Genomic DNA, 23,530 nt, shown 5'->3' on the forward strand with positions numbered 1-23,530 from the left:
GAGGAACGTCCGCAAACGCCCCCCGCGGAACCTTTACGCTCCCCGGCTGATCTTCAACCCAAGTGAGGTGAACTGGTCGAAAACGCGATGGTAGCCACGCTCGATGTGGTTCACCCCGCGCAGCGTGGAGGTGCCCTCGGCCACCGCGGCGGCGAGGACGGCCGAGAACCCGGCCCGGATGTCGGGCAGCGTGACGTCGGCGCCGCGCAGCTTGGACACCCCGCGCACGACCGCCGAGTGCTTGGCGTTGGTGTCGTGGTAGCGGCACGCGGGCCCGCCGAGGCACACGTCGAACGTCTCGATCTCGCAGCCCATCTTCTGCAGCGCCGGCACGTACACCAGGCGGTTCTCGAAGACGGTCTCGTGCAGCACCGACATGCCCTCGGCCTGGGTGAACAGCACCATCAGCGGGGTCTGCCAGTCGGTCATGAACCCCGGGTGGGTGTCGGTCTGCACGGCGGCGGCGCGCAGGCCGTGCGGCGCGGAGGCGGTCAGCCACTCGTCGGTGATGTCGAACTGGGCCCCCATGCGGGCCAGGGTGGTGATCGCGGTCACCAGACGGTCCTGCGGGCAGCCGTGCACCCGCACCTCGCCGCCGGTGATCAGGCCCGCCACCAGGTAGGAGAACGCCTCGATGCGGTCGCCCGCGAGCCACGTCGAGGCGCCGCGCAGCCGCTCGACGCCCTCGATGACGATGCGGCGGTCCGGGCTGAGCTCGATGCGCGCGCCCATGCGCTGCAGGAACAGCGCCAGCTCGACCACCTCGGGCTCGGTGGCCGCCCCCTTGATCACCGTCTTGCCCTCGGCGAGCACCGCCGACAGCAGGATCGTCTCGGTGGCGCCGACGCTGGGGTAGGGCAGCTCGATGCGGGCGCCGCGCAGCCGGGTCGCCTTGGCGAATATGCCCGTGTCGCGCACCTCGATCTCCGCGCCGAGCGCGCGCAGCGCCTCGACGTGGAAGTTCACCGGCCGCCGCCCGATCGGGTCGCCGCCGACCAGCGGGACGTACGCCTCGCCCGCCAGGTGCAGCAGCGGGCCGAGCATCAGGATCGGGATGCGGTTGAGGCCGGTGAAGGCCTCGGGCACGCGGGGACGGATCTCGGGGCCGCGCTCCAGGGTGATCTCACGCTGGGTGATGTCGACCTCGATGCCGAGGGCCGAGAGCATCGCGGCCGTGATGCCGACCTCGCCCACCTCGGGGGCGTTGTGCAACGTGCTCGGCCCGATGCCCAGCATGGCCGCGACCATGTGCTTGGACACCGCGTTCTTCGAGCCGCGTACCTCGACGTCCCCGCGCAGGGGCCCGCTCGGGTCGATCAGCCATACCTCTTCGCTCACGGGGGACAGCCTAACCATGCGGCGCGCGTGGCCGAAGGTACGCGGGCGCGCTCACGTGGGTAACATATGCGGATCCGCACGCTGGTGCGGGGGCGCGTGACAGGACGGAGTGATCCGGTGCGGCATGTGCGCGATTTCGGAGCGACCGTGGGCGTCCTCGTCGTCCTGGGGGTGGTCGCGGGGTTCACGTGGTCGGCCCTCGCCCCCCGCACCCCGTATCTGATCACCCGGACGGGTCCCCAGCTCACCGATCCCACCACCCAGTCGCTGATCGCCGCCGACGGCTGGTTCGCCGTGGTCACCGGCGTGGGCGGGCTGGCCTGCGGCATCGTCGCCTACCTGGTCGCCCGTAAGGGGCGCCCGGTCGCGATGCTGGCGGGGCTGGCCGTGGGCGGGCTGCTCGCCGGGTTCCTGACGCTCAGCGTCGGCATGTCGCTCGGCGACTCCACCATCCGCGCGGCCGCCGCCGGCGCGGCGGCGATCGGCTCCCGGGTCGACGTGCTCACCGTCAACGCCAACGGCGTGCTGCTGGCCTGGCCGCTGGTCGCGGTCGCGGTCTTCGGCATCGTCGAGTCCGTGGACGGCTACCGCGAATCGCCCCTCCGCAAGCCGTACGCGGGGGAGCCGGGCACGCTGGACTCGTAGTACTCCAGTGACACTTCGCGATCTTGAGAGGTCGGGGTCGCATGGCGACGGCCACCGCGTGATCATTCGGAGTTTGTGAGGACAACCAAAGATCGTGCGGTGGCCGCGAGCCGCAGCGTAGACCCTGACGGTTGGACGGTCATCTTCAACGAGCTGATGGCCCGGATCGCTGGCCGGTTCGGCCGCGTCGAACCGCGCCGCGCCGCTGGCGTCTACGTGCGCGGGCTGCTGGCCGACATCGACCGTGAGAACTGCTGGAACCTGGCCGAACACGCCGCCGCCAACGGCCCGCAGACCCTGCAGCGGCTGCTGCGCACCGCCCGCTGGGACGCCGATGCGGTTCGCGATGACGTCCGAGCCTTCGTCGTCGGCCAACTCGGTCCCGACGGCGTGCTCGTCGTCGATGAAACCGGCTTCGTCAAGAAGGGCACACTCGGCAGGTGTGCAACGCCAATACGGCGGCACCGCCGGCCGGATCGAGAACTGCCGGATCGGCGTGTTGCCGGCCTACGCCACCCCAGCCGGGCGGGCGTTGCTGGATCGGCGGCTCTACCTGCCCGAGCACACCTGGCTGGCCGACTCCGACCGGTGTCACGCGGCCGGGGTCCCCGATGAGGTCGGCTTTGCCATCAAGCCCGCCCTGGCCATCCAGATGCTCTTGGCCGCGCTCGAGGCGGGCGTGCAGGCCTTGTGGGTGAGTGGTGATGAGGTCTACGGCCAGGACCCGCGCCTGCGCGCGGCCCTGCAAGAGCGGCGGATGGGCTACGTGCTGGCCATCGCCGGCAACCGGCGCGTCAATCTGGAGAGTGAAGCAGGTGAGCGCGGCCCAGGTCGCAGCGCGAGCCGCGGATCGGCACCGGCACCGCTACAGCGCCGGGGCGGGCGCCCAGGGCCCGCGCTTCTACCTGTGGGCCTGGGCCCGCATCGACGCCGACCAGCCGGCTGGCGATCCGCCGCCATCCGCTCACCGGGGAGCTGGCCTTCTACCGCTGCTACGCGCCCACCCGACAGCCGTTGATGAGCCTGGTGCGAGTAGCGGGGATCCGCTGGGCGGTGGAGGAGTCCTTCCAGGCAGCCAAAGGCCAGGCCGGACTGGATCACTACCAGGTGCACGGCTGGACGCTCTGGCACCGGCACATCACCCTGGCCATGCTCGCCCTGGCTCTGCTGGCTGCCATCGCCGCCGCCCAGCCACCCAACAGCCCAGACCACATCCCGCTGACCCTGCCCAAGATCCGCCGACTGCCGGCCATACTCGTGCCGGCCCGAGACCACTCGATCGCGGACATCCTGCGCTGGTCAGATTGGCGCCGCCATCACCAGGCCACAGCCCGACGCTGCCACTACAGCGCAGATCCGAACCATGATCGCGAAATGTCACTGGAGTACTAGGGCGCGTTCGGTGAGCGCGCCGTAGCCCAGTCCCAGGACGGTCCACAGCACCCCATGGATCCCGAGGGAGGTAGCGCTCACCTTGTCCCAGTAAGAACTTACGGGTGAGCATTGGGCGACGGTTGGCCAGCGCTTACTCTTCGAGGAGCTGGCACCGGTGTGTCGCAATCCGGACGATTTACAGCCTGAGGAGATCCAGATCGCTGACTATCTCGCGGCAGCAATGGCGACAAGCGGGCTCCACCGAGGAAACGACGGCTTCACTCGAGTACAGCCTGTCTCGGCCGGAGGAACTGGTCGATAGACCGCAGAGGGATTCGTCAGCCCGACGACCAGTCACTCCGTACGGCATCGCGCGTTTGCAACTCCTCGGCCAGTCTGGACATAAGTTGCGTCCATGCGCGTCCCTGTAACCAGAGTGTGCCGCCGTCTCTCTTCGAGGCGGCGGCACACCTGTTCATTAAGGCTGGTTTAGGTTTGTTCAGGTGATCCCACCCTTGGAGGTTCCTAGGGATCCTTGGAGCTCTCCACGAAGAATTCCTCGACAAGATCGAACAGCGCCCGAATCCTGTCCTCCTCGCTCCATTCAGCGTCGCCCGCCTGCCCTGACCCGGCCCTGCGCGCGTCGAGCAGCCTGGCCGCGATAAGAGGCCACGCGAGATTGCGCTGGCTGCCCCATAGCTCGGCCACCCATTCCTGGAAGCCATGCAGCAAGGTCCAATCGGTGGCCATATCCGCACCGATCAGGAACGCTGCGGCCTCATCGAAGGTCCTCATACCGTAGGAGGTGGGACGACGCCGCGCGTCTCTCAGTCTGTACTGAAGATCGATGTCCATGTCACATGAGTTTCATCGGGGGTAGTTCCGGTGAAATAGGCGTGAAAACGAGGTCCTCCTTATATTGCCAGTGGTTTCGATACTCTTCCATTGATTCACCTTTGGGGCCTGTCCAGGCATCGTAGACGCGATTGTCCTTGACCAGGACGTCATGGTGGCCCCAGAAGGTATCCTGTTCTCGATACTTGGGGAGATATGGAGCATTGTATCGGTCGGTTATGCGATGACGTGTTCCGCCGAGTATCCTCTGTATCTCCTTAGCGACCTCCTCGCAACCGCTGCTCCTGCAGATCTCGGAGACCGGCCGAGGCCTCCAGTTGGGGCCCAGATTGGGGACCGGTTCGCGCCCCATCGGCGCCGCGGGGCCGCCATACTCCATCCCTCCGACGAGGCCCAGGCGCCCCACCGTGTCACCAATGAAAGACCAATTGTCCTTCCACGCCCCCTCTGCACAGGTGTGGAGCATGCAGTCCACGAAGCCGGGGCCGTCGCCTCCGAAGTTTCCGCCGCCGTAGTTCTGCGAGGGATCGTACCCCCACCCCTCTGTGGGCGGCAGGCTCGGTGAGTTCTGCGTGACGGTATCGCTGCGCGGCTGGACCGGAGTGGGCGAAGCCTGCGGTACACGCGTGGTCGGCACGACGACTTCCACGCAATCACATTCGACATATTCATTCCCATTGCCGCTGGCACCCCCACCGCCGTCATCCTGTTTGCAGCCTTTCTTACACGGCTGGTTTCCGCAGTTCTTTTTACAAGACTGACCACCACCGCAGTTCTTTTTGCAATTAGTTCCCCCGCCCTTGCCGCTCGGACCCATTCCAGAGCAGTTCTTGGTGCACCTGCTTCCCGAGCAGTTCTTTATACAGCTTCCGTGGCAGTTCTTGACGCACGTGCTCACGCAGTTCTTAACGCATCTGCTGGTGCAGTTCTGTTTGCACGTGCCGTGGCAGTTCTTGAGGCAGGAACTGGTGCAGTTCTTCGTGCACTTGGTGGTCGGCGAGCCGTTCCCGCTGGAGCGGTTGCCGCCGCTCTGGCCGCCGCCGCTCCCGCTGCCGCCCTTGCCGCCGCTCCCGCTGCCGCCCTTGCCGCCGCTCCCGCCCTTGCCGCCGCTGCCGCCCTTACCGCCCTTGCCGTCCTTCCCTCCACCCTTCGGGGATTTCTTGGCTGGCGGGTCATATGTTTCGGGATACCTCTCGTACCGCGGCGGCATGACGATGACGGTCGCCACGTCGTCAGGGTCACTCGGCCACCCGTCGTCTGCGCTTGTCGGCTGCAACCCGACGTGACCGGACGGGTCGATGGTCGTCATGGGGTTGGCGTTGCCGTAGACGTAAGCGTTCTGCTGAATGGACGGGTCCGGAAAGAGGTTCCAGCCGTCGCGGCTGGTGAAGGCGCCAGTACCGGGCTCGTACCAGCGGCTGAGCATGTTCACCTTCCCGGAGTCCGGGTCGGTCCATTCGCCCTGGTATCCCAAATCGTGCCGGGTGCCGTTCCGGGCGATCTCCTCGCCGAACGGGTTGTAGGCGACCGAATCGCTCAACGTGTTCCCGGCGCCCTGGAAGGTGCCGATGACGTCCCCGTGCAGGTCGGTCAGTGCGTAGCGCGGGCCGGTGCCGTCCGAGACGCTGACGGGCTCACCGTTGACGCCTCTGCCGTAGGTCGCCTGCCTGACGCCGGCGGCGTCGGTCGTCGCGACGACGTCATTGCCCAGATCGGCGTAGAGGAAGCGGCTGACCGCAGTACCTTGGGTGCGGCCTGTGACCCGGTCCAGGGCGTCGTAGGTGTAGGTCGCCTGCCCGTCGCTGAACATCCGGTCGAAGGCGTCGAACTGGAGATTCTTGGTCACCCCGCTGGTGGTCTTGCTCTGCAGGGTGCCTCGCGCCGTGTAGGTGTAAGTGGATCCGCCACCGGTCAGCAGCCTGTTGCGTTCGTCGTAGGTGAAGGTCTGGGATCCCGCCTTGACGCGGTTCCCCGAATCGTCCCAGGCGTAGTCGGTGACGGCCCCGCCGGGGGCGGTCCAGGAGGTCAGCCGGTTGCTCCAGTCGTAGGTGTAGGTGTTGATCCCCGCGCCGGCCGTACCTGTGGTCGTCTTGGTGGTGAGGTTGTCGTCACGGTCGTAGCCGTAGGTGATCGAGGCGAGTGTGGCGTTGGACGAGGACTTCAGCGTGTCGCCGGTGAGCCGGTTCATCGGGTCGTAGGTGTAGGTGCGCTTAGGCCCTCCGGCGCCGTAGTCGATGCCGGTGAGCCGGTCACCGGCATCGTAGCCGTAGGTCAGCGTGGTTGAGGTCACCGGATCGCTGAAGGTCTTCAGCCGGTTGGCGTCGTCCCAGGTGAAGGAGGCGGAGCCGGCCGCGTCGGTGCGCTGGACCAGGCGGTCGTCGGCGTCGTAGCCGAAGGACGACAACGTACCCGGCGTGCCCTGCTTGGCGGTCGTCAGCAGCAGGCCACGGTCGTTGAAGTCGAAGACGAGATTGCCAGCGCCGGTGGGCCGGTCGGCCAGGTCCCAGGTGAAGGTCTTGGCCTGGGTGGAGGCCTCCGCACCGGTGCCCTGCTCGCTCACCAGCCGGTTGAGGTGATCGTAGGTGTTGTCGACCCGGACGCCGCCCGGCCGCAGCAGGCTGACGAGGTTGCCCGCCGCGTCATAGACGCTGGTCGAGGTGCGGTCCTGCAGGTTGGGATGGGCCTGAGTGGAGGGCTCGATCCGGCTCTCCGGCAAGCCCATCGTGTTGTACGTGGCCAGGAAGGAGTTGCCGCGCCCGTCGGTGGTGCGGGTGAGCTTTCCTTCGGCGTCGTAACCGAAGGACGTGGTGATGCTCTTGGTGACCGACACGGGCTCGATCAGCTGGGTGAGTCGATCGGCGCCGTCGAAGGACCGGCGGGTGATGTGACCCTCGGGGCTGGTCTCCGTGATGAGGTTGCCCGCGCCGTCGTAGTCGAAGCCGTAGGTGCGCAGAACGGTGCCGGAGGAATTGAGGTCCTTGACGACGGTCTCGCGCCCGGCCAGGTCGTACTCGGAGGTGGTGGCGTTTCCGAGCGCGTCGGTGACCTTGGCTGTCCGTCCGGCCAGGTCGTAGCCGAAGGTCCTGGAGTGTCCGAGCGCGTCGGTCTGCGAGGTGGGCTCGCCCATGGGGTTGTAGGCCGTCTGGCTGCGGTTTCCCGCCGGCAGTTTGACGGTCAGTAGGTTTCCGGCGGTGTCGTACTCGGCGGTCGTCGTCAGCGCGACGGCCGTGGGCTTGCGTTCGAGCTGTGTCGAGGTGACCTGGCGGCGGAGTCCGTCGTAGGTGGCCTCGGCGCGCGATCCCGTCGGATCGGTGGACGAGAGCACCTCGCCGGTCAGGGTGTAGCTGTAGTCCCAGGTGCCCCGGGGGGCTTCATCGGCGGCAGCGGCATCGGTGACGCGCACCATCCGCCCCAGCGCGTCGTAGGTGGCGTTGGTGACGTTGCCTCGCGGATCGGCCGCCGACACGACCTGACCCGCCGAGTCGTAGCCGAACACGACCTTGGGTGTGACGGCCGCGCCACCGGGAGGCGTGTACGATGCGCCGGTGATCGAGGTCATCCTGCCCGCCTTGTCGAAGGCGACCACGCTGATGTGGTTCTCCGGGCTGACCTGATGGGTCAGCTCTCCCGATGTGTCATAGCCCATCTGGGACGTGGGGCGCTGGGTGATCGCGGGTGAGCCGCCGTGCTCCACCTTCACCGGCGGCGTCTGAACCTCTACCCTCCTGCCGAGCGCGTCGTAGCTGATGAGGGTCGTGTAGTCCATCCGGTCGGCGCCGGGAAGGTTGCCGCGCGGATCGGTCTCCTCGATGACCAGGCCGCGGTCGTCCACCGTCCAGGAGGTCTTCAGGTCGATAGCGCCGTTCTCGGTGGTCCGCTCGATGAGCCGGTCACCGGCGTCGTAACCGTAGGACTCCAGTTCGGTCCGCGTGCTGCCCGCGGCCTGCCATTTCGCCTGGATGACGTTGTCGTCGGCGTCGTAGGTGTAGCTGGTCTTCCTGGCCAGCCCGGCCGGGTCCACGGTCGTGGAGGTCAGGCGTCCCGCGGCGTCGTAGACGCTGTCGGTCCTGGTCTTTCCGCCTCCGGTGATCTCCTTGGTGAGGTTGCCCGCGGCGTCGTAGTTCGTCGAGGTCATCACCACGTCGACCGGTGTCGTCGAGGCGTTGAGCTTGACCTGACTGGCCACCTCCTCAGCGAGGGTGTCGTCACCGTTGTAGGTATATCGTGTCGTCCGGCCCAGCGCGTCGGTCTCGGACGCCAGGCGCCCGCCTGGGTCGTAGGCGTAGGAGCGCACCACGACGTCGTGCGCTGTTTCGGGGCTGGTGGGGCTGCCGGTCCAGGCTTTCAGTGTGACGATGGCGGACTCACCACGCGTCGTATATCCGTAGTCGAACCGGGTTCCTCGCGCGTCGGTCGTGCTGACCAGCCGACCCAGATGGTCGTACGCCCGCAGGGAGGTCGCCCCTTCGGGTCCGGTCACCTTCTGCACGCGCCCGTAGGTGTCATATTCGTAGGTGGTCGCCCGGTCGGGGTCGCCGCCGGTGAGGTCGGCCACGGTGGTGATGAGCACGTTACCGTCGGCATCGTAGGTATTGCGCAGCTCAGCGGTGTGCGTGACCCCGCTGACCCGGTTCTTCACCCCCGAACCCGTCTCACTGGCGATACGGCCCATGGCGTCGTAGACGTACATGGTCGTCGTGGTCGTGGCCGCCGTCGCGACGGCCGCCGGCTGAGCGGTGCTGGCCACCGGGGTGTCCTTGTCGGACTGGATCTCACTCGCCGACAGCGCCCGGTTGTAGACGCGCACCTCGTCGATCGCCCCGGCGAAGTATTCGCCCCAGACGCTGTTGCCGCCGATCCGCAGCGGCCCGCCGTCAGCGCGCAGTGTCCCGGAGAAGGCGGATTCGGCGACCTTGTTGCCGTTGACGTAGAGCTGGAGCTTGGTGCCGTCGTAGGAGAGGGCCAGGTGCGACCAGGTGTTGGCCGGCAGATCCTGAGGAGCGTCCACGTTGCCCTCGGTCCCGCCGGTGTTCACCAACCACCCGTTGGGCTGCGCCCCGTTGGACGCGTAGAGCGCGTAGGACAGCCCGCCGCTGAACTCCTTCATCAGGACCTGCCGCCAGCTGTCCTGGGTGCTCGGTTTGACCCACGCCATGAGGGTCATCCCCTGGGTCAGGCGCAGTGAAGGGGAATCGGGGACCGTGACCCACGAGGAGGTGCCGTTGAACGACAACGCCTTGCCGAACTTGCCGGCGGCCACCCAGGAAGTACCAGTGGCGACGCCCGCCTGGTTCTGACCGGAGTCGTCGTCGATCGCCGTCCCGGTACCCGCTTCGAAGCCGTACGCGGCCACGAGCCCCGCCGGACCCGGATCTCCCGGGTCGGGATCGGAGTCACGATCGGGGTCGGGCGTGCTGGAGATCTGGGTGGTGGCGGCCGGGCGCCCCACGGCGTCGTAGGTGTACTGGGTGATCAGGCCGGTCGGCTCGGTGACCTGCGCCAGGTCTCCAGCGGCCGTGTAGGCGTATGTCCGCTGATTACCCTTGGGGTCGGTCTCGGTCTTGAGCAGACCGGCCGGCGTCAGGCCTCCGCCCGTCGCGGGCTCCGAACCGTCGGTGTAGGCGTAGACGGTAGAACGCCCGTTGGGGAAATCTGTGGTGGCAGGGCCGGTCTCTTTGCTCTCCTCCCCGAACGTCGTGTACTCCCACTTGGCCGCGTACGTGTTGTCCGTGCTACTCGCTGACCGCGCGTCACGATAGGCGATTATCCGATCGTTGCGCGGGTCAAACTTGTCGGCAATGTTCAGGTAGAAGGCGGCGTAGGAAGTCTGGCAACTGTTCACGGATCGGCACGTGGTCACACTGAGCTCGTTGCCTCGCTCGTCGTGGCTGACCTCCGTGGTGTTGCCGTTCCGATCGGTGACCTTGTCCAGGTAGCCAGCGGTGTCGTACTCGTAAGTGGTGCTCTGGTTCAGCTGATCGGTCTGGCGGGTGATCCGCATGTCCCGGAGCGCGTCGTGTACCGAGACCAGCGTCCCGTTGTGGGGATCGGTCACCGTGACCGTGGCCTGCGGGTCACCCTCCGGGTCCGCCATATATTGCGGCACGCCGAGCTTCCACAGGCCGCCGTGGGAGTCGGTGTGGGTCCGCAGGCGCCCGCCGTCGGCGGCGTAGGTGTTCTCGGCCCACACCCGTCCGGACGGCAGCGTGGCCTTGGTCATCTGCGGCGCTGCCACACCCGCCTGATAGTGGGCGCGGATCTCGGCCCCGTTCAGCGACCGACTGTAGATCGCCACCTCGTCTAGGTCGCCCGCGAAGGGGAAGACCCGCGTGAATGCGGTGGAGGAAGGCCAGGCGGACGAGGTGTATCCCGACCCGAGGCGCGTGTAGAACTGGTCACGGTGATCGATGGCGCCGATGCGGGTACCTGCGGCCTCTCCGTCCAGGAACAACGTCTGGCTAACCCCGTCGCCTGTCAGCGCCACGTGATGCCACTGGCCGTTGTTCACCGCCGAGGCGGAGGTGATGGGCGACATCTGCCCGTTCCAGAATTCCGCGCGCAGCTTTCCGTCAGTCCCTACGTACATCACGGGCGTGAAATTCTCCGGCTCGCCGGAGGATGTGGAGCTGTTCTGCCCGACCACGACGCCCGACCCAGTGGTCTTGAACCACGCCTCTATGGTCAAGTGCGTTCCCCTGCCACTGATCGCGGAATCGGGGAGCCTGACATATGAGCTGTTGGGCGAAGCACCCGAGAATCGCACGGCGGTATCGGCCGAACCGCTGAGCGCTCCTGGAACCCCAGTGGTGGCGTCGTAAGTGCCAGGGGCGCCGTCGAAGAACGCGGAGTCCTCGCCGAGCCTACGTCCCAGAGCGCCAGCGAGCTTCGAACCGCGAGAGCCGGTGCTCTCATCGAGCCGCCAGTAGCTGTAGGGAACCGAGTTCTCCACGCTGCTGCTGTAGCGAGACGCGTTGACGTAGGTGAACTCGGTGCAGGCGGTGGCGGATCCCGGACCGCACACCTTGACCAGCTTGTCCCCGTCATAGGTGTACGCCCAGCTCAGCGGGCTTCCGTTCACCGGATCGGTCGAGACGCCGACCGCATGCCCTCCGTCCCAGGTGAAATACAGCGACCGCCCGCCGGTGGCCGTCACCTTCGACAGCCTGCCGTCGGAGCCATACACGAGTTGCTGGGCACGCCCGCGATTGTCGGTCACGCTGGTGACCCGGCCTTGCGCGTCGAACGTGTAGGAGGTAGCGGACTTGTCCATCAGCCGCCACCCGCCGCCGGTGACCGTGGCCAGGGTGACGTAGACACCTTCCGGCGGCGCGTAACTGCCGTCGCCCGTGGCACCGAACCGCATCTGTCGACCGTCCGGATAGGTGACCAGCACCGTCTGGCTGTCGGGTTCGTTCACCAGCCGCATGTCCCACCGGGTGCTCCAGCCAGCGCCGAACATGCCCTCGATACGCGGGTCCAGGCTGTTGTAGGTCCGCGTAACGGCCAGCGGCGGACCTACCGTGGTCACCGAGGCGTCCGTCACCGTCTGGACATAGTTGCCCACCACCCGATTGAATTCCCGATCACCGGTGCCGCTGCCCAGCAAAGAGTTGATCGACGGCTGCTCCTGCTGAGGGATGAAGCTCATCCAGTCCGAGGTGTGGGACAAGCTGTTCGAGGTGTCCTCGGCCTGCACCGACCACCAGTAGGTTTTTCCCCACTTAAGGTTGCCCGAGGGGATGTCCCAGGTACCCGTGACGTTCCAGCCCGAGCTGCCCTCGCACCAATCCCAGCTCCCCGAGGGTCCCGAGGGGCCTGAACACACCTGGAACCAGTACAAGACCTGCCTGCCTGTGGCGGAGCTCGCCCACGCACCGAGCGTCGGGGTCAACGACCCGACGAACGCCTCGTCCCCCGGCCAGAACATTTCGAAGGTTGGCGGCTCGGGCTCGGGGGCCACATAGCACGGACCCAGATCCTGCCACGCCGTTGTCGTGGTCGGCGGCAGCCCTTGTGGGTCACGCGAGGCTTTGAAGTCGTGGGGCTCGGTCATGCCCTGGGTCACGTTGAAGTACGAGACGATCTGACCCGCACCGTAGTGCCCGAACAGTGACCATTCCGGGTAGTAGCAGTCCGACACCGTGGTTTCCCGCGCCACCGCGGCGGAACCGCCCGCGGGCGACACGCTCCACGCAGGTGACGGCGGCGGATTCAGCCCGCCCTTGGCAGGTTCATGAGTGGCCGGATGCCGGACCTCAAGCGGCAGCGCGCCCTTCGGCCTCTTTCCCCCTTCTCCTCCCGCCTTGGACGCGGACCCGCCCGAAGCGGTCGTCTCCTTGGCGGGCACAAGGTGTGGACGGTTGGCCGCGGATCCCATCTCCTGCACAGGTGTTTTCAAGCCTGCGGTCGACATCGGCATGATCGACCCAACAGCGGCCTCCGCCGACGCGATCGAGGGCACCCCGTCGCTCAGCACGGCCCCTGAGCTCAACAACGCCACAAAGATCAAGAATGAGGTACAGGATCGTAATCGCCGCTGAATCCGGGCATGGAACATCTTTCGCCTTCCTTCTTTAAGGCATGGAAGTCAGCAGGTCAGCAAGTGGATAGGCGCAGTACGGCGCCGGAGAGACCTCGCGAAAGTTGCCCGAGGCGACTAATTGCATAGTAAATAGCGAAGATCGCCTTGCCAATAGTGAGCTAGATCACAACACCAGTAGTACGAAGGTTGTGAGCCAGGTGGTTGCGGCGCCCAGGCCGCCGCACGATCGTTATGCTCTGGAGCCTAAGCGACCAAGCTCCAGGCGTTCGCCACCGTCTCGGCCTTCCGCCCCTTTTCGAACTCGATCCTGGACTCGGCCGCATCCTTTGCCGCCTGCGGGATGTCCTCCCAGCGGTCGCGGTCGAAGAGCGCGCCGACGCCTCGTCCTCGTCGGTGGCCTTCCGTGCGGCTTCGACGGCCTCAGAAGGAGTCCACCCGTTTCTGCGATAGAGCGGCTGGATACGAAAGGCTGCCTGCCTTGGCCATCGCTGTCCCCGAACTGCTCGTTCAGATGCCGTAGATGGTCCGGTTCAGTGGATTCACCCTCGCAGGCCACGTAGAACACCCGTACCTGCTGAGAGCCGGGACTGAACCTCGACGCCAGCGGACGTTCGTCGTCCAGGCTCCCGCGCCTCCTCCGCCTTCCCTATTCCTGTTCTCTCCTCGCCCGCCTGCTCACGCCGTCGCCCTAGCCTCTAGTACTCCAGTGACATTTCGCGATCATGGTTCGGATCTGCGCTGTAGTGGCAGCGTCGGGCTGTGGCCTGGTGATGGCGGCGCCAATCTGACCAGCGCTGGATGTCCGCGATCGAGTGGTCTCGGGCCGGCACGAGTATGGCCGGCAGTCGGCGGATCTTGGGCAGGGTCAGCGGGATGTGGTCTGGGCTGTTGGGTGGCTGGGCGGCGGCGATGGCAGCCAGCAGAGCCAGGGCGAGCATGGCCAGGGTGATGTGCCGGTGCCAGAGCGTCCAGCCGTGCACCTGGTAGTGATCCAGTCCGGCCTGGCCTTTGGCTGCCTGGAAGGACTCCTCCACCGCCCAGCGGATCCCCGCTACTCGCACCAGGCTCATCAACGGCTGTCGGGTGGGCGCGTAGCAGCGGTAGAAGGCCAGCTCCCCGGTGAGCGGATGGCGGCGGATCGCCAGCCGGCTGGTCGGCGTCGATGCGGGCCCAGGCCCACAGGTAGAAGCGCGGGCCCTGGGCGCCCGCCCCGGCGCTGTAGCGGTGCCGGTGCCGATCCGCGGCTCGCGCTGCGACCTGGGCCGCGCTCACCTGCTTCACTCTCCAGATTGACGCGCCGGTTGCCGGCGATGGCCAGCACGTAGCCCATCCGCCGCTCTTGCAGGGCCGCGCGCAGGCGCGGGTCCTGGCCGTAGACCTCATCACCACTCACCCACAAGGCCTGCACGCCCGCCTCGAGCGCGGCCAAGAGCATCTGGATGGCCAGGGCGGGCTTGATGGCAAAGCCGACCTCATCGGGGACCCCGGCCGCGTGACACCGGTCGGAGTCGGCCAGCCAGGTGTGCTCGGGCAGGTAGAGCCGCCGATCCAGCAACGCCCGCCCGGCTGGGGTGGCGTAGGCCGGCAACACGCCGATCCGGCAGTTCTCGATCCGGCCGGCGGTGCCGCCGTATTGGCGTTGCACACCTGCCGAGTGTGCCCTTCTTGACGAAGCCGGTTTCATCGACGACGAGCACGCCGTCGGGACCGAGTTGGCCGACGACGAAGGCTCGGACGTCATCGCGAACCGCATCGGCGTCCCAGCGGGCGGTGCGCAGCAGCCGCTGCAGGGTCTGCGGGCCGTTGGCGGCGGCGTGTTCGGCCAGGTTCCAGCAGTTCTCACGGTCGATGTCGGCCAGCAGCCCGCGCACGTAGACGCCAGCGGCGCGGCGCGGTTCGACGCGGCCGAACCGGCCAGCGATCCGGGCCATCAGCTCGTTGAAGATGACCGTCCAACCGTCAGGGTCTACGCTGCGGCTCGCGGCCACCGCACGATCTTTGGTTGTCCTCACAAACTCCGAATGATCACGCGGTGGCCGTCGCCATGCGACCCCGACCTCTCAAGATCGCGAAGTGTCACTGGAGTACTAGACGCCGCAGGCGGCCCGGGGGCGAGGAACCCTCCGGGCCGCGGGGAGCGTCTGTCCGGCTCCGTCAGCGGTCGACGTGCAGCGTGTTGAAGGTTATCTGCGGGGTTCCGCCGGTGAAGTTGCGCTCGACCTGCGCCTTCTCCGCCGCGTTCGGGTTGGGGTTGGTGCAGCTCGTGCCGGCGCTGGCGCCCGACATCAGGTCCGTGCACAGGCCGGTGCGCCGGTCCGGGAGCCCGAGGATGTGGCCGATCTCGTGGGTGGCGATGCGCAGCGGGTTGTGCCCTTCTGCGGTGGCCTGGCGGCCCATGTATATCGTTCCCCTGCCGAGGCTGGTGGGCAGCGTGCGGGGCCACCCGTTGTCGGCGTAGACGACGAAGTGCGCGGGCGTTCCGGGTTCCAGCCTGACGTTGCGGACGCTGGAATTCCAGACCGCGGCGGCCTGGTCGATGTAGGTGCGGAACTCCTGGGCACGGCTGGCGTCATAGCGCAGAACCGTGACGAGGGACTTCGCGTGGCCGGCGGGGGCGCTGATTAGAAATGACGTGAGGGTGACGGCCAGGATGGCGAGAAAATGCACAGCTCTTCGCATCGGGGTCCTCCGGGGGGCTGGGGGTTACCCAATTGGATGACATATGTCATCTTCGCCGTCAAGGAGCCCGAAGTCGTGGGTGTTTCAGGCCGTTCAAGGGCCTGGCCTGCGGTGATGAGAACGCCGGAACGTGATATAGCACCGGCGTTACTGGGAAATGTTATGCGCGCGGGCGCCCGGGTGAGCGTTATATGCGCTGGTCCGGGGCGGGCCGCCGTGACCGCGAAATTCCGCGACGCGGGGCGGGAGCGGTACGGCCGGGCCGGGAACGAGGGTCCGCCCGGGAAGGGCTCAGCCTGAGGGAGGGCTCAACGACGGGCGGCGGGCGCCGTGGCCGGTGGCCCGCTCGAAGGCGTGCGCGACCTTCAGCACGGTCAGGTCGGCCCACGGCCTGGCGATGATCTGGACGCCGACGGGCAGCCCCTCCGGGGTGAAGCCGCACGGCACCGAGGCCGCGGGCGCGTGCAGCACGCTGATCCAGTACGCCGAGCGCATCCAGGCCAGGTAGTCGGGCATGGGCGTGCCGGCCACCTCGGTGACGTACGGCTCCTCGACCGGGAACGGCGGCACCTGGCTGACCGGGGCGAGGAGCACGTCGTAGGTGTCGAAGAAGGCGGCGGCGCGGTGGAACAGCAGGCTGCGCAGGCGCTCGGCGCGGGCGAGGTCGGCGGCGGTGACCCTGCGCCCCTGGTCGACGTTCCAGGCGACGTTGGGGCCGACCTGGTCGGCGGGCAGGCCGCCGAAGGCGTTCAGGTAGTGCCAGGCGCGCAGCACGCGGAAGGCGTCCTCGGCGCCGGACAGGTCGAGGTCGGCCCGCTCGACGCGGGCGCCGAGCCCGGCGAGCACCTCGGGGGCCCGCGCGGTGACGGCCGCGGTGCGCGGGTCGACGGGGAGGCCGCCGAGGTCGGGGCTGTAGGCGACGCGCAGGCCGGACAGGTCCGATTCCAGCGGCCCGGCGAACAGGGAGCCGTCCTCGCGGACCGCGAACGGCGAGGTGGGCGCGAACCCGGAGATCACGCTCATGAGCAGCGCCGCGTCCGCGACCGTGCGGGCCATGGGCCCGGGCACCCCGAGGGTGAACCACGCCGCGGTGGGGGAGTGGTCGGGCACCCGGCCGGGGGTGGGGCGCAGGCCGACGACGTTGCAGAAGGACGCGGGGTTGCGCAGCGAGCCGCCCATGTCGGAGCCGTCGGCCAGCGCGACCATGCCGGCGGCCAGGGCGGCGGCGGAGCCTCCGCTGCTGCCGCCCGCGCTGCGCGTCAGGTCGTAGGGGTTGCGGGTGGCGCCGAAGACCGCGTTGACGGTGTGGGAGCCGGTGCCGAACTCGGGCGTGTTGGTCTTGCCGATCGTCACCGCGCCCGCCGCCCTGGCACGCCGCACGACCAGGGCGTCGGAGCCGGGCACATGGTCGGCGAACAGGGGAGAGCCGTAGGTGGTGCGGACGCCCGCGGTGTCGGTGAGGTCCTTGTAGGCGATCGGCAGGCCGTGCAGGGGGCCGGGTTCCTCGCCGCGGGCCATGGCGTCGTCCAGGGCCCTGGCCTGCGCGAGCGCCAGGTCGGCGGTCACGGTGACGACCGCGTTGACCCGGCCGTCGACCTCCTCGACGCGCCGCAGGCTCGCCTCGGCGACCTCCAGCGCGCTCACCTCGCGGGCGCGCAGCAGCGCGAGCGTCTCGGTGGCGGGCAGGTAGATCAGCTCGCTCCCCATGGCGCCGCCTCAGGACTTGGCGATCGGGGCGGTGACGGCCCGGGTGAGGCGCACCAGCTCGGCGGGGGCGGTCTCGATCTGCAGGCCGCGGCGGCCGGCGGAGAAGTAGATCGTCTCCTGCTCCAGCGCCGAGGCGTCGACCACGGTGGGCAGGGCCTTGCGCTGGCCGAGCGGGCTGATGCCGCCGACGACGTAGCCCGTGACCCGCTCGACCTTGGCGGCGTCGGCCATCGCCGCGCGCTTGCCGCCGAGCGCGGCGGCGAACGCCTTCAGGTCCAGGCGGCCGGAGACGGGCACGACCGCGACCGCGAGGCCGGTCTCCACCTCGGCGACCAGCGTCTTGAAGATGCGGTCGTAGGGGAGGCCGAGCGCGTCGGCGGCCTCCTCGCCGTACGCCTGGGCGTTCGGGTCGTGGTCGTAGGGGTGGAGGGTGAAGGCGGCCCCGGCGCGGGTCAGGGCCACGGTCGCGGGAGTGCCCTGGCCGCCCTTGCTCTTCGTCTTGCTCACGCCGCCCAGCTTAACGGCAGGTTAAAATCTACAATGTAAAGCGACTGTCCGAATGGCGGACCAAGACCGGTTCCATGTCCCGGCCTTCGTAGACTGGTCCGGTGATATCCCGTATCGACCTGCGCGGGTCCCTCCCGGAGAACCTGCGCGACGTGCTGCCCCGCGCCGAACTCGACGTCGAGGCCGCCCTGGCACAGGTGCGGCCCGTGTGCGAGGACGTGCGCCATAGGGGCCTCGCGGCCGTGCGGGAGCTGACGGCCCGGTTCGACGGCGTCGAGCTGGAGAGCACGCGCGTGCCCGCGGACGCCATCGCCGCCGCCCTGGCCGGGCTCGGGCCCGACGTGCGCGCCGCCCTGGAGGAGTCGATCCGCCGCGCCAGGCTCGTCCACCGCGACCAGCGGCGTACCGACACGACCACGCGGGTCGTGCCGGGCGGCACGGTCACCGAGCGCTGGATCCCGGTCGAGCGGGTGGGCCTGTACGTGCCGGGCGGGCGCGCGGTCTACCCCTCCAGCGTGGTCATGAACGTCGTCCCGGCGCAGGAGGCGGGGGTGCCGTCCCTGGCGGTGACCTCCCCGCCGCAGGCCGAGTTCGGCGGCCTGCCGCACCCGACGATCCTGGCGGCGTGCGCGCTGCTCGGCGTCGAGGAGGTCTACGCGGTGGGCGGCGCGCAGGCCGTGGCGATGTTCGCCTACGGCACCGAGGAGTGCGCGCCGGCCGTCATGGTCACCGGGCCGGGCAACATCTACGTCGCCGCGGCCAAGCGCCTGCTCAAGGGCCGCATCGGCATCGACTCCGAGGCGGGCCCCACCGAGATCGCGATCCTGGCCGACGACACCGCCGACGCCGCGCACGTCGCCGCCGACCTGATCAGCCAGGCCGAGCACGACGTGATCGCCGCCGCCGTGCTGGTCACCCCCAGCGAGAGGCTGGCCGAGGCCGTGGAGAAGGAACTGCCCGGCCAGGTCGCCGCCACCCGTCACTCCGAGCGCATCGCCGAGGCCCTGGCGGGCCGCCAGTCGGGCATCGTGCTGGTCTCCGGCCTGGAGGACGGCCTGAAGGTCGTGGACGCCTACGCCGCCGAGCACCTGGAGATCCAGACCGCCGGCGCCCGCGACGTCGCGGCGCGGGTGCGCAACGCGGGGGCGATCTTCGTCGGCCCCTACTCCCCGGTGTCCCTGGGCGACTACATGGCCGGCTCCAACCACGTGCTGCCGACCGGCGGGTGCGCCTGCCACTCCTCGGGCCTGTCGGTGCAGACGTTCCTGCGCGGCGTCCACGTCGTGGACTACACGCGCGAGGCGCTGGCCGAGGCCGCCGCCCACGTGTACGCGCTGTCGGAGGCCGAGGACCTGCCGGCCCACGGCGCGGCCGTGCGGGCGAGGTTCGGCGGTGGCACGCGATGACCGCCCCCGAGAGCCCGGCGGCCGCGATCACGCTCGCCGACCTGCCGCTGCGCGACGACCTGCGCGGGCGCTCGCCCTACGGCGCGCCGCAGATCGACGTGCCGGTCCGGCTGAACACCAACGAGAACCCCTACCCGCCCTCGCCCGGCCTGGCCGCCGACCTGGCCGAGGCCGTGCGCCGCGACGCCGTGTCGCTCAACCGCTACCCCGACAGGGACGCCGTCGCCCTGCGCGAGGAGCTGGCGGCCTACCTCGGGCACGGCCTCGGGGTGGAGCGGGTGTGGGCGGCCAACGGGTCCAACGAGGTCCTGCAGCAGATCCTGCAGGCGTTCGGCGGGCCGGGCCGGTCGGCCATGGGCTTCGAGCCGTCCTACTCCATGCACCCGATCATCGCGACCGGCGCGGCCACCCGGTGGATCTCCGGCGCCCGCGAGGACGACTTCGGCATCGACCCGGACAAGGCCGTGGCCGCCGTCGAGGAGCACCGGCCGGACGTCGTCTTCCTGACCAGCCCGAACAACCCCACCGGCACGGCGCTGCCGCTGGAGGTCATCGCGCGGATCGCCGAGGCCGCGCCGGGCATGGTCGTGGTGGACGAGGCGTACTTCGAGTTCGCCCGCACCGGCACGCCGAGCGCGCTGAGCCTGCTGCCGGGCCACCCGCGGCTGATCGTCACCCGCACCATGTCCAAGGCGTTCGCCATGGCGGGCACCCGGCTCGGATATCTCGCCGCCGACCCGGCGGTGATCGAGGCGCTGCTGCTGGTCCGCCTGCCGTACCATTTGTCGACGCTCACCCAGGCGGCGGCCCGAATCGCGCTCGCCCACCGCGGCGAGCTGCTCGGCACGGTCGACCGTCTGCGCGCCGAGCGCGACGCCTGCGTGGCGTGGCTGCGCGGGCGGGGGCTGGCCGTGGCCGACTCCGACGCCAACTTCGTGCTGTTCGGCCGTTTCCCCGACCGCCGCGCGGTGTGGGAGGCCCTGCTTCGGCACGGCGTGCTGATCCGCGAGGTGGGCCCGCCCGAGTGGCTGCGCGTCTCGATCGGCACCGAGGACGAGATGGCGGCCTTCCGCGCGGCCATGGCGGCGGTGCCGGCTGCCGGCGCCCGCTCTACCCGAGACACCCCCGCGGCCGGAACGTCCGGGCGCGGCGACCTGGAGGCGATCCTGTGACCAGTCCCGCCGTACGCGAGCCGAGGCCGCGCACCGGCCGCGTGGAGCGTACGACCAAGGAGACCTCGGTGCTGGTGGAGGTCGGCCTGGACGGCACCGGCCGCGTCGACGTCGCCACCGGCGTCGGGTTCTTCGACCACATGCTCGCCCAGCTCGGCAAGCACGGCCTGTTCGACCTGACGGTGAAGACCGACGGCGACCTGCACATCGACTCCCACCACACCATCGAGGACACCGCGCTGGCGCTGGGCGCCGCGTTCCGCGAGGCGCTGGGCGACAAGTCCGGCATCCGGCGGTTCGGTAACGCGTCCTGCCCGCTGGACGAGGCGCTCGCCGAGGTCACCGTCGACCTGTCGGGCCGCCCCTACCTCGTGCACGCCGAGCCCGAGGGCATGGCCCCGATGATCGGCCCCGACTACGACACCACGATGACCCGCCACATCCTGGAGTCGTTCGTCGCCCAGGCCGCCGTCTGCCTGCACGTGCGCGTGCCGTACGGGCGCAACGCCCACCACATCGTCGAGGCCCAGTTCAAGGCGCTGGCCCGCGCGCTGCGCGCCGCCGCCGAGCGCGACCCCCGCGCCACCGGGGTGCCGAGCACCAAGGGAGTCCTGTGACCTCCAACTGGACGGCCATCGCGATGATCGCCATCGGGCTCTTCCTGGTCGGCGGCGCGTTCTCCTTCGCCCGGCAGGGCATCAAGTCCGGCGCCGTCCTCGTCGGGGCCGGAGCGGTGCTGGCCTTCGTCGCGGGGGTGCTGTGGTGGTGAACGTCGTCGTCCTGGACTACGGCTCGGGCAACCTGCGCTCGGCCGAGCGGGCGCTGGCCCGCACCGGCGCCGCGGTCACCGTGACCTCCGACTTCGACGCCGCGCTCGGCGCGGACGGGCTGGTCGTGCCCGGCGTGGGCGCGTTCTCGGCGTGCATGGCCGGCCTGCGGGCCGTGCGGGGCGACCAGATCATCGGCCGCCGCCTGGCCGGCGGGCGGCCCGTGCTCGGCATCTGCGTCGGCATGCAGATCCTCTTCGCCGAGGGCGTCGAGCACGGCCGGCGCACGGAGGGCTGCGGCGAGTGGCCCGGCGTGGTCGAGGGGCTGGAGGCCCCCGTGCTGCCGCACATGGGCTGGAACACCGTGCAGGCCCCGGAGGAGTCGGTGCTGTTCGCCGGGCTCGACGCCGCCACGCGCTTCTACTTCGTCCACTCCTACGGGGTGCGCAAGTTCGAGCTGGAGGCCGGGCCGGGGTTCCGGCCGCCGCTGGTCACCTGGGGCGAGCACGGCGTGCCGTTCGTGGCCGCGGTCGAGAACGGCCCCCTGTCCGCTACGCAGTTCCACCCCGAGAAGTCGGGGGACGCCGGGGCCGCGCTGCTGAAGAACTGGCTGGGCACGCTGTGAGCGCGGGCACGTCCTTACCCGGCGGCTCCGCGTGAGCAAGGAGCGCGCCCGCCGCCGCGCCGAGCGCGAGGCCGAGCAGGCGCGGCTGGCCGCGCGGCGCGCCGAGCGGGACGCGCGGGCGGCCCGGTGGCGCCGGCGGCGCGGGCGCCTGCTGGCGCTGGTGCCCCGGCCGGTGCGCGTGGCCCGTCAGGGCGGCCTGATCGCCCGGCGTCAGCGCGCGCAGAACGCCGTCGTGGCCGTGCTGTTCGTGCTGGTCCAGGCGCTGGCGTGGATACTGCTCGACGGCTGGGCCGCCCGGGTGGGCGTCCTGGTGTTGTCCCTTCTGCTCGTCCCGGTGCTCGTCACCGTCGTATTCGACCGGAGGTCGTGAACATGTCGCTGGTTCTGCTGCCCGCCGTTGACGTCGCCGACGGCCAGGCCGTGCGCCTGGTCCAGGGGGAGGCGGGCACGGAGACCTCCTACGGGGACCCCTTGGCCGCCGCGCTCGCCTGGCAGGACGCGGGCGCCGAGTGGATCCATCTGGTCGACCTGGACGCCGCGTTCGGCCGCGGCTCCAACCGCGAGCTGCTGGCCTCGGTGGTGGCCGCGCTGGACGTGCGGGTGGAGCTGTCGGGCGGCATCCGCGACGACGCCTCCCTGGAGGCGGCGCTGGCCACCGGCTGCCGGCGGGTCAACATCGGCACCGCCGCCCTGGAGGACCCGGCCTGGTGTTCCAAGGTCATCGCCGAGTACGGCGACCGGGTGGCCGTCGGGCTGGACGTGCGCGGCACGACGCTGGCCGCGCGCGGCTGGACCAAGGAGGGCGGCGACCTGTGGGAGGTCCTGGACCGCCTGGAGTCCGACGGGTGCCCCCGCTACGTCCTCACCGACGTCACCAAGGACGGCACCCTGCGCGGCCCGAACCTGGACCTGCTGCGCCAGGTCTGCGCCCGCACCGACAAGCCGGTGATCGCCAGCGGCGGCGTCTCCTCGCTGGACGACCTGCGGGCGCTGTCCACGCTGGTGCCCGAGGGCGTCGAGGGCGCCATCGTCGGCAAGGCGCTGTACGCGCAGGCGTTCACGCTGGAGGAGGCGCTGGCGGCGGTGCGGGCATGACGGTCGCCGTACGCGTGATCCCCTGCCTGGACGTGGACGCCGGGCGGGTGGTCAAGGGCGTGAACTTCGAGAACCTCAGGGACGCCGGGGACCCGGTGGAGCTGGCCGCGCGCTACGACGCCGAGGGCGCGGACGAGCTGACGTTCCTGGACATCACCGCCTCCTCGGGCGACCGCGGCACCATGCTCGACGTCGTGCGCCGCACCGCCGAGCAGGTGTTCATCCCGCTCACCGTGGGCGGGGGAGTGCGCTCGGTGGAGGACGTCGACCGCCTGCTGCGCGCGGGAGCGGACAAGGTGTCGCTGAACACCGCCGCCATCGCCCGTCCCGAGCTGCTCACCGAGGCCTCGCACCGCTTCGGGGCGCAGTGCGTGGTGCTGTCGCTGGACGCCCGGCGGGTCGTGGACGGCCCGCCGACGCCGTCGGGGTACGAGGTGACCACGCACGGCGGGCGCAGGGGCACCGGCATCGACGCGGTGGAGTGGGCCCGCCGCGGCCAGGAGCTGGGCGTGGGCGAGATCCTGCTGAACTCGATGGACGGGGACGGCACCAAGGACGGCTACGACCTGCCGATGATCAGGGCCGTGCGCGCGGCGGTGACGGTGCCGGTGATCGCCAGCGGCGGCGCGGGCACGCTCGACCACTTCCCGGCCGCGGTCGAGGCGGGCGCGGACGCGGTGCTGGCGGCCAGCGTCTTCCACTTCGGCCAGCTCACGATCGGGGACGTCAAGCGCACGCTGCGTGCGGCGGGGCATCCCGTCCGGTGACGGAGGGCCGCCGGGACAGGCCGGGGTCCCGGCGGCGTCTGTGGTCGGGGT

The 23,530-nt window shown here is 69.6% G+C and carries 17 protein-coding genes and 2 pseudogenes; 11 read left to right on the forward strand and 8 right to left on the reverse strand.

The window, feature by feature from the left end:
- Window positions 1–33: 33 nt before the first annotated feature.
- The gene (gene murA / locus BJ981_RS25185; RefSeq protein ID WP_184614353.1) at window positions 34–1,338 is read right to left on the reverse strand and encodes a UDP-N-acetylglucosamine 1-carboxyvinyltransferase; all 1,305 of its coding nucleotides are present in this window, start codon (window positions 1,336–1,338) and stop codon (window positions 34–36) included.
- Window positions 1,339–1,464: 126 nt separating this feature from the next.
- Here murA and BJ981_RS25190 point away from each other — a divergent pair, with 126 nt between their 5' ends.
- The 3 genes and pseudogenes from BJ981_RS25190 to BJ981_RS39700 all read left to right on the forward strand — a co-directional run bounded on the left by BJ981_RS25190 (window position 1,465) and on the right by BJ981_RS39700 (window position 3,375).
- Complete coding sequence (locus BJ981_RS25190; RefSeq protein WP_204070740.1) at window positions 1,465–1,983, forward strand: hypothetical protein; 519 nt, start codon at window positions 1,465–1,467, stop codon at window positions 1,981–1,983.
- 156 nt (window positions 1,984–2,139) lie between these two features.
- A pseudogene (locus tag BJ981_RS25195) lies at window positions 2,140–3,001 on the forward strand (IS701 family transposase).
- Window positions 3,001–3,375, forward strand: a complete 375-nt coding sequence (locus BJ981_RS39700; RefSeq protein ID WP_239139818.1) for a hypothetical protein — start codon at window positions 3,001–3,003, stop codon at window positions 3,373–3,375. The pseudogene BJ981_RS25195 and the gene BJ981_RS39700 overlap by 1 nt, the downstream one beginning before the upstream one ends.
- 507 nt (window positions 3,376–3,882) lie before the next feature.
- On the opposite strand, the gene BJ981_RS25200 is transcribed toward BJ981_RS39700, so the two are convergent.
- From BJ981_RS25200 to ybaK, 7 genes and pseudogenes are all read right to left on the reverse strand, one after another.
- Window positions 3,883–4,212 (reverse strand): hypothetical protein, encoded by a 330-nt coding sequence (locus BJ981_RS25200; RefSeq protein ID WP_184614357.1) that lies wholly within the window; start codon window positions 4,210–4,212, stop codon window positions 3,883–3,885.
- A gap of 1 nt (window position 4,213) precedes the next feature.
- Complete coding sequence (locus tag BJ981_RS25205) at window positions 4,214–12,688, reverse strand: LamG-like jellyroll fold domain-containing protein (RefSeq protein ID WP_184614359.1); 8,475 nt, start codon at window positions 12,686–12,688, stop codon at window positions 4,214–4,216.
- A 761-nt stretch (window positions 12,689–13,449) separates the two neighbouring features.
- Window positions 13,450–13,824 (reverse strand): hypothetical protein, encoded by a 375-nt coding sequence (locus tag BJ981_RS39705; protein WP_375784211.1) that lies wholly within the window; start codon window positions 13,822–13,824, stop codon window positions 13,450–13,452.
- A pseudogene (locus tag BJ981_RS25210) lies at window positions 13,824–14,685 on the reverse strand (IS701 family transposase). The gene BJ981_RS39705 and the pseudogene BJ981_RS25210 overlap by 1 nt, the downstream one beginning before the upstream one ends.
- A 223-nt stretch (window positions 14,686–14,908) precedes the next feature.
- On the reverse strand, window positions 14,909–15,433 hold the full coding sequence (locus BJ981_RS25215; protein WP_184614361.1) for a snapalysin family zinc-dependent metalloprotease: 525 nt from the start codon (window positions 15,431–15,433) through the stop codon (window positions 14,909–14,911).
- Between the two features lie 291 nt (window positions 15,434–15,724).
- Window positions 15,725–17,140, reverse strand: coding sequence for an amidase (locus BJ981_RS25220; protein ID WP_184614363.1), 1,416 nt, complete (start codon window positions 17,138–17,140; stop codon window positions 15,725–15,727).
- A gap of 9 nt (window positions 17,141–17,149) precedes the next feature.
- Window positions 17,150–17,647 carry a Cys-tRNA(Pro) deacylase gene (gene ybaK / locus BJ981_RS25225; protein WP_184614365.1) on the reverse strand — a complete coding sequence of 166 codons (498 nt, stop codon included), beginning with the start codon at window positions 17,645–17,647 and terminating at the stop codon, window positions 17,150–17,152.
- A gap of 101 nt (window positions 17,648–17,748) precedes the next feature.
- On the opposite strand from ybaK, the gene hisD reads away from it, so the two are divergent.
- Genes hisD through hisF form a run of 8 tightly spaced genes read left to right on the forward strand, consistent with a single transcriptional unit; the run spans window position 17,749 to window position 23,479 of the window.
- Complete coding sequence (gene hisD / locus BJ981_RS25230) at window positions 17,749–19,053, forward strand: histidinol dehydrogenase (RefSeq protein WP_184614367.1); 1,305 nt, start codon at window positions 17,749–17,751, stop codon at window positions 19,051–19,053.
- Window positions 19,050–20,225, forward strand: a complete 1,176-nt coding sequence (locus tag BJ981_RS25235) for a histidinol-phosphate transaminase (protein ID WP_184614369.1) — start codon at window positions 19,050–19,052, stop codon at window positions 20,223–20,225. Before hisD ends, BJ981_RS25235 begins: the two co-directional genes overlap by 4 nt.
- On the forward strand, window positions 20,222–20,842 hold the full coding sequence (gene hisB, locus BJ981_RS25240; RefSeq protein ID WP_184614371.1) for an imidazoleglycerol-phosphate dehydratase HisB: 621 nt from the start codon (window positions 20,222–20,224) through the stop codon (window positions 20,840–20,842). The genes BJ981_RS25235 and hisB overlap by 4 nt, the downstream gene beginning before the upstream one ends.
- Window positions 20,839–20,994, forward strand: a complete 156-nt coding sequence (locus BJ981_RS25245; protein ID WP_184616461.1) for a CG2302 family histidine operon protein — start codon at window positions 20,839–20,841, stop codon at window positions 20,992–20,994. The genes hisB and BJ981_RS25245 overlap by 4 nt, the downstream gene beginning before the upstream one ends.
- Window positions 20,985–21,617 (forward strand): imidazole glycerol phosphate synthase subunit HisH, encoded by a 633-nt coding sequence (gene hisH, locus BJ981_RS25250; protein ID WP_184614373.1) that lies wholly within the window; start codon window positions 20,985–20,987, stop codon window positions 21,615–21,617. The genes BJ981_RS25245 and hisH overlap by 10 nt, the downstream gene beginning before the upstream one ends.
- A 31-nt stretch (window positions 21,618–21,648) precedes the next feature.
- The gene (locus BJ981_RS25255; RefSeq protein ID WP_184614375.1) at window positions 21,649–21,987 is read left to right on the forward strand and encodes a hypothetical protein; all 339 of its coding nucleotides are present in this window, start codon (window positions 21,649–21,651) and stop codon (window positions 21,985–21,987) included.
- A 2-nt stretch (window positions 21,988–21,989) separates the two neighbouring features.
- On the forward strand, window positions 21,990–22,712 hold the full coding sequence (gene priA / locus BJ981_RS25260) for a bifunctional 1-(5-phosphoribosyl)-5-((5-phosphoribosylamino)methylideneamino)imidazole-4-carboxamide isomerase/phosphoribosylanthranilate isomerase PriA (protein WP_184614377.1): 723 nt from the start codon (window positions 21,990–21,992) through the stop codon (window positions 22,710–22,712).
- Window positions 22,709–23,479, forward strand: coding sequence for an imidazole glycerol phosphate synthase subunit HisF (hisF, locus tag BJ981_RS25265; protein WP_184614379.1), 771 nt, complete (start codon window positions 22,709–22,711; stop codon window positions 23,477–23,479). Before priA ends, hisF begins: the two co-directional genes overlap by 4 nt.
- Window positions 23,480–23,530 lie beyond the last annotated feature (51 nt).

This window comes from Sphaerisporangium krabiense (genome assembly GCF_014200435.1).
GTDB classification, from domain to species: Bacteria; Actinomycetota; Actinomycetes; order Streptosporangiales; family Streptosporangiaceae; genus Sphaerisporangium; species Sphaerisporangium krabiense.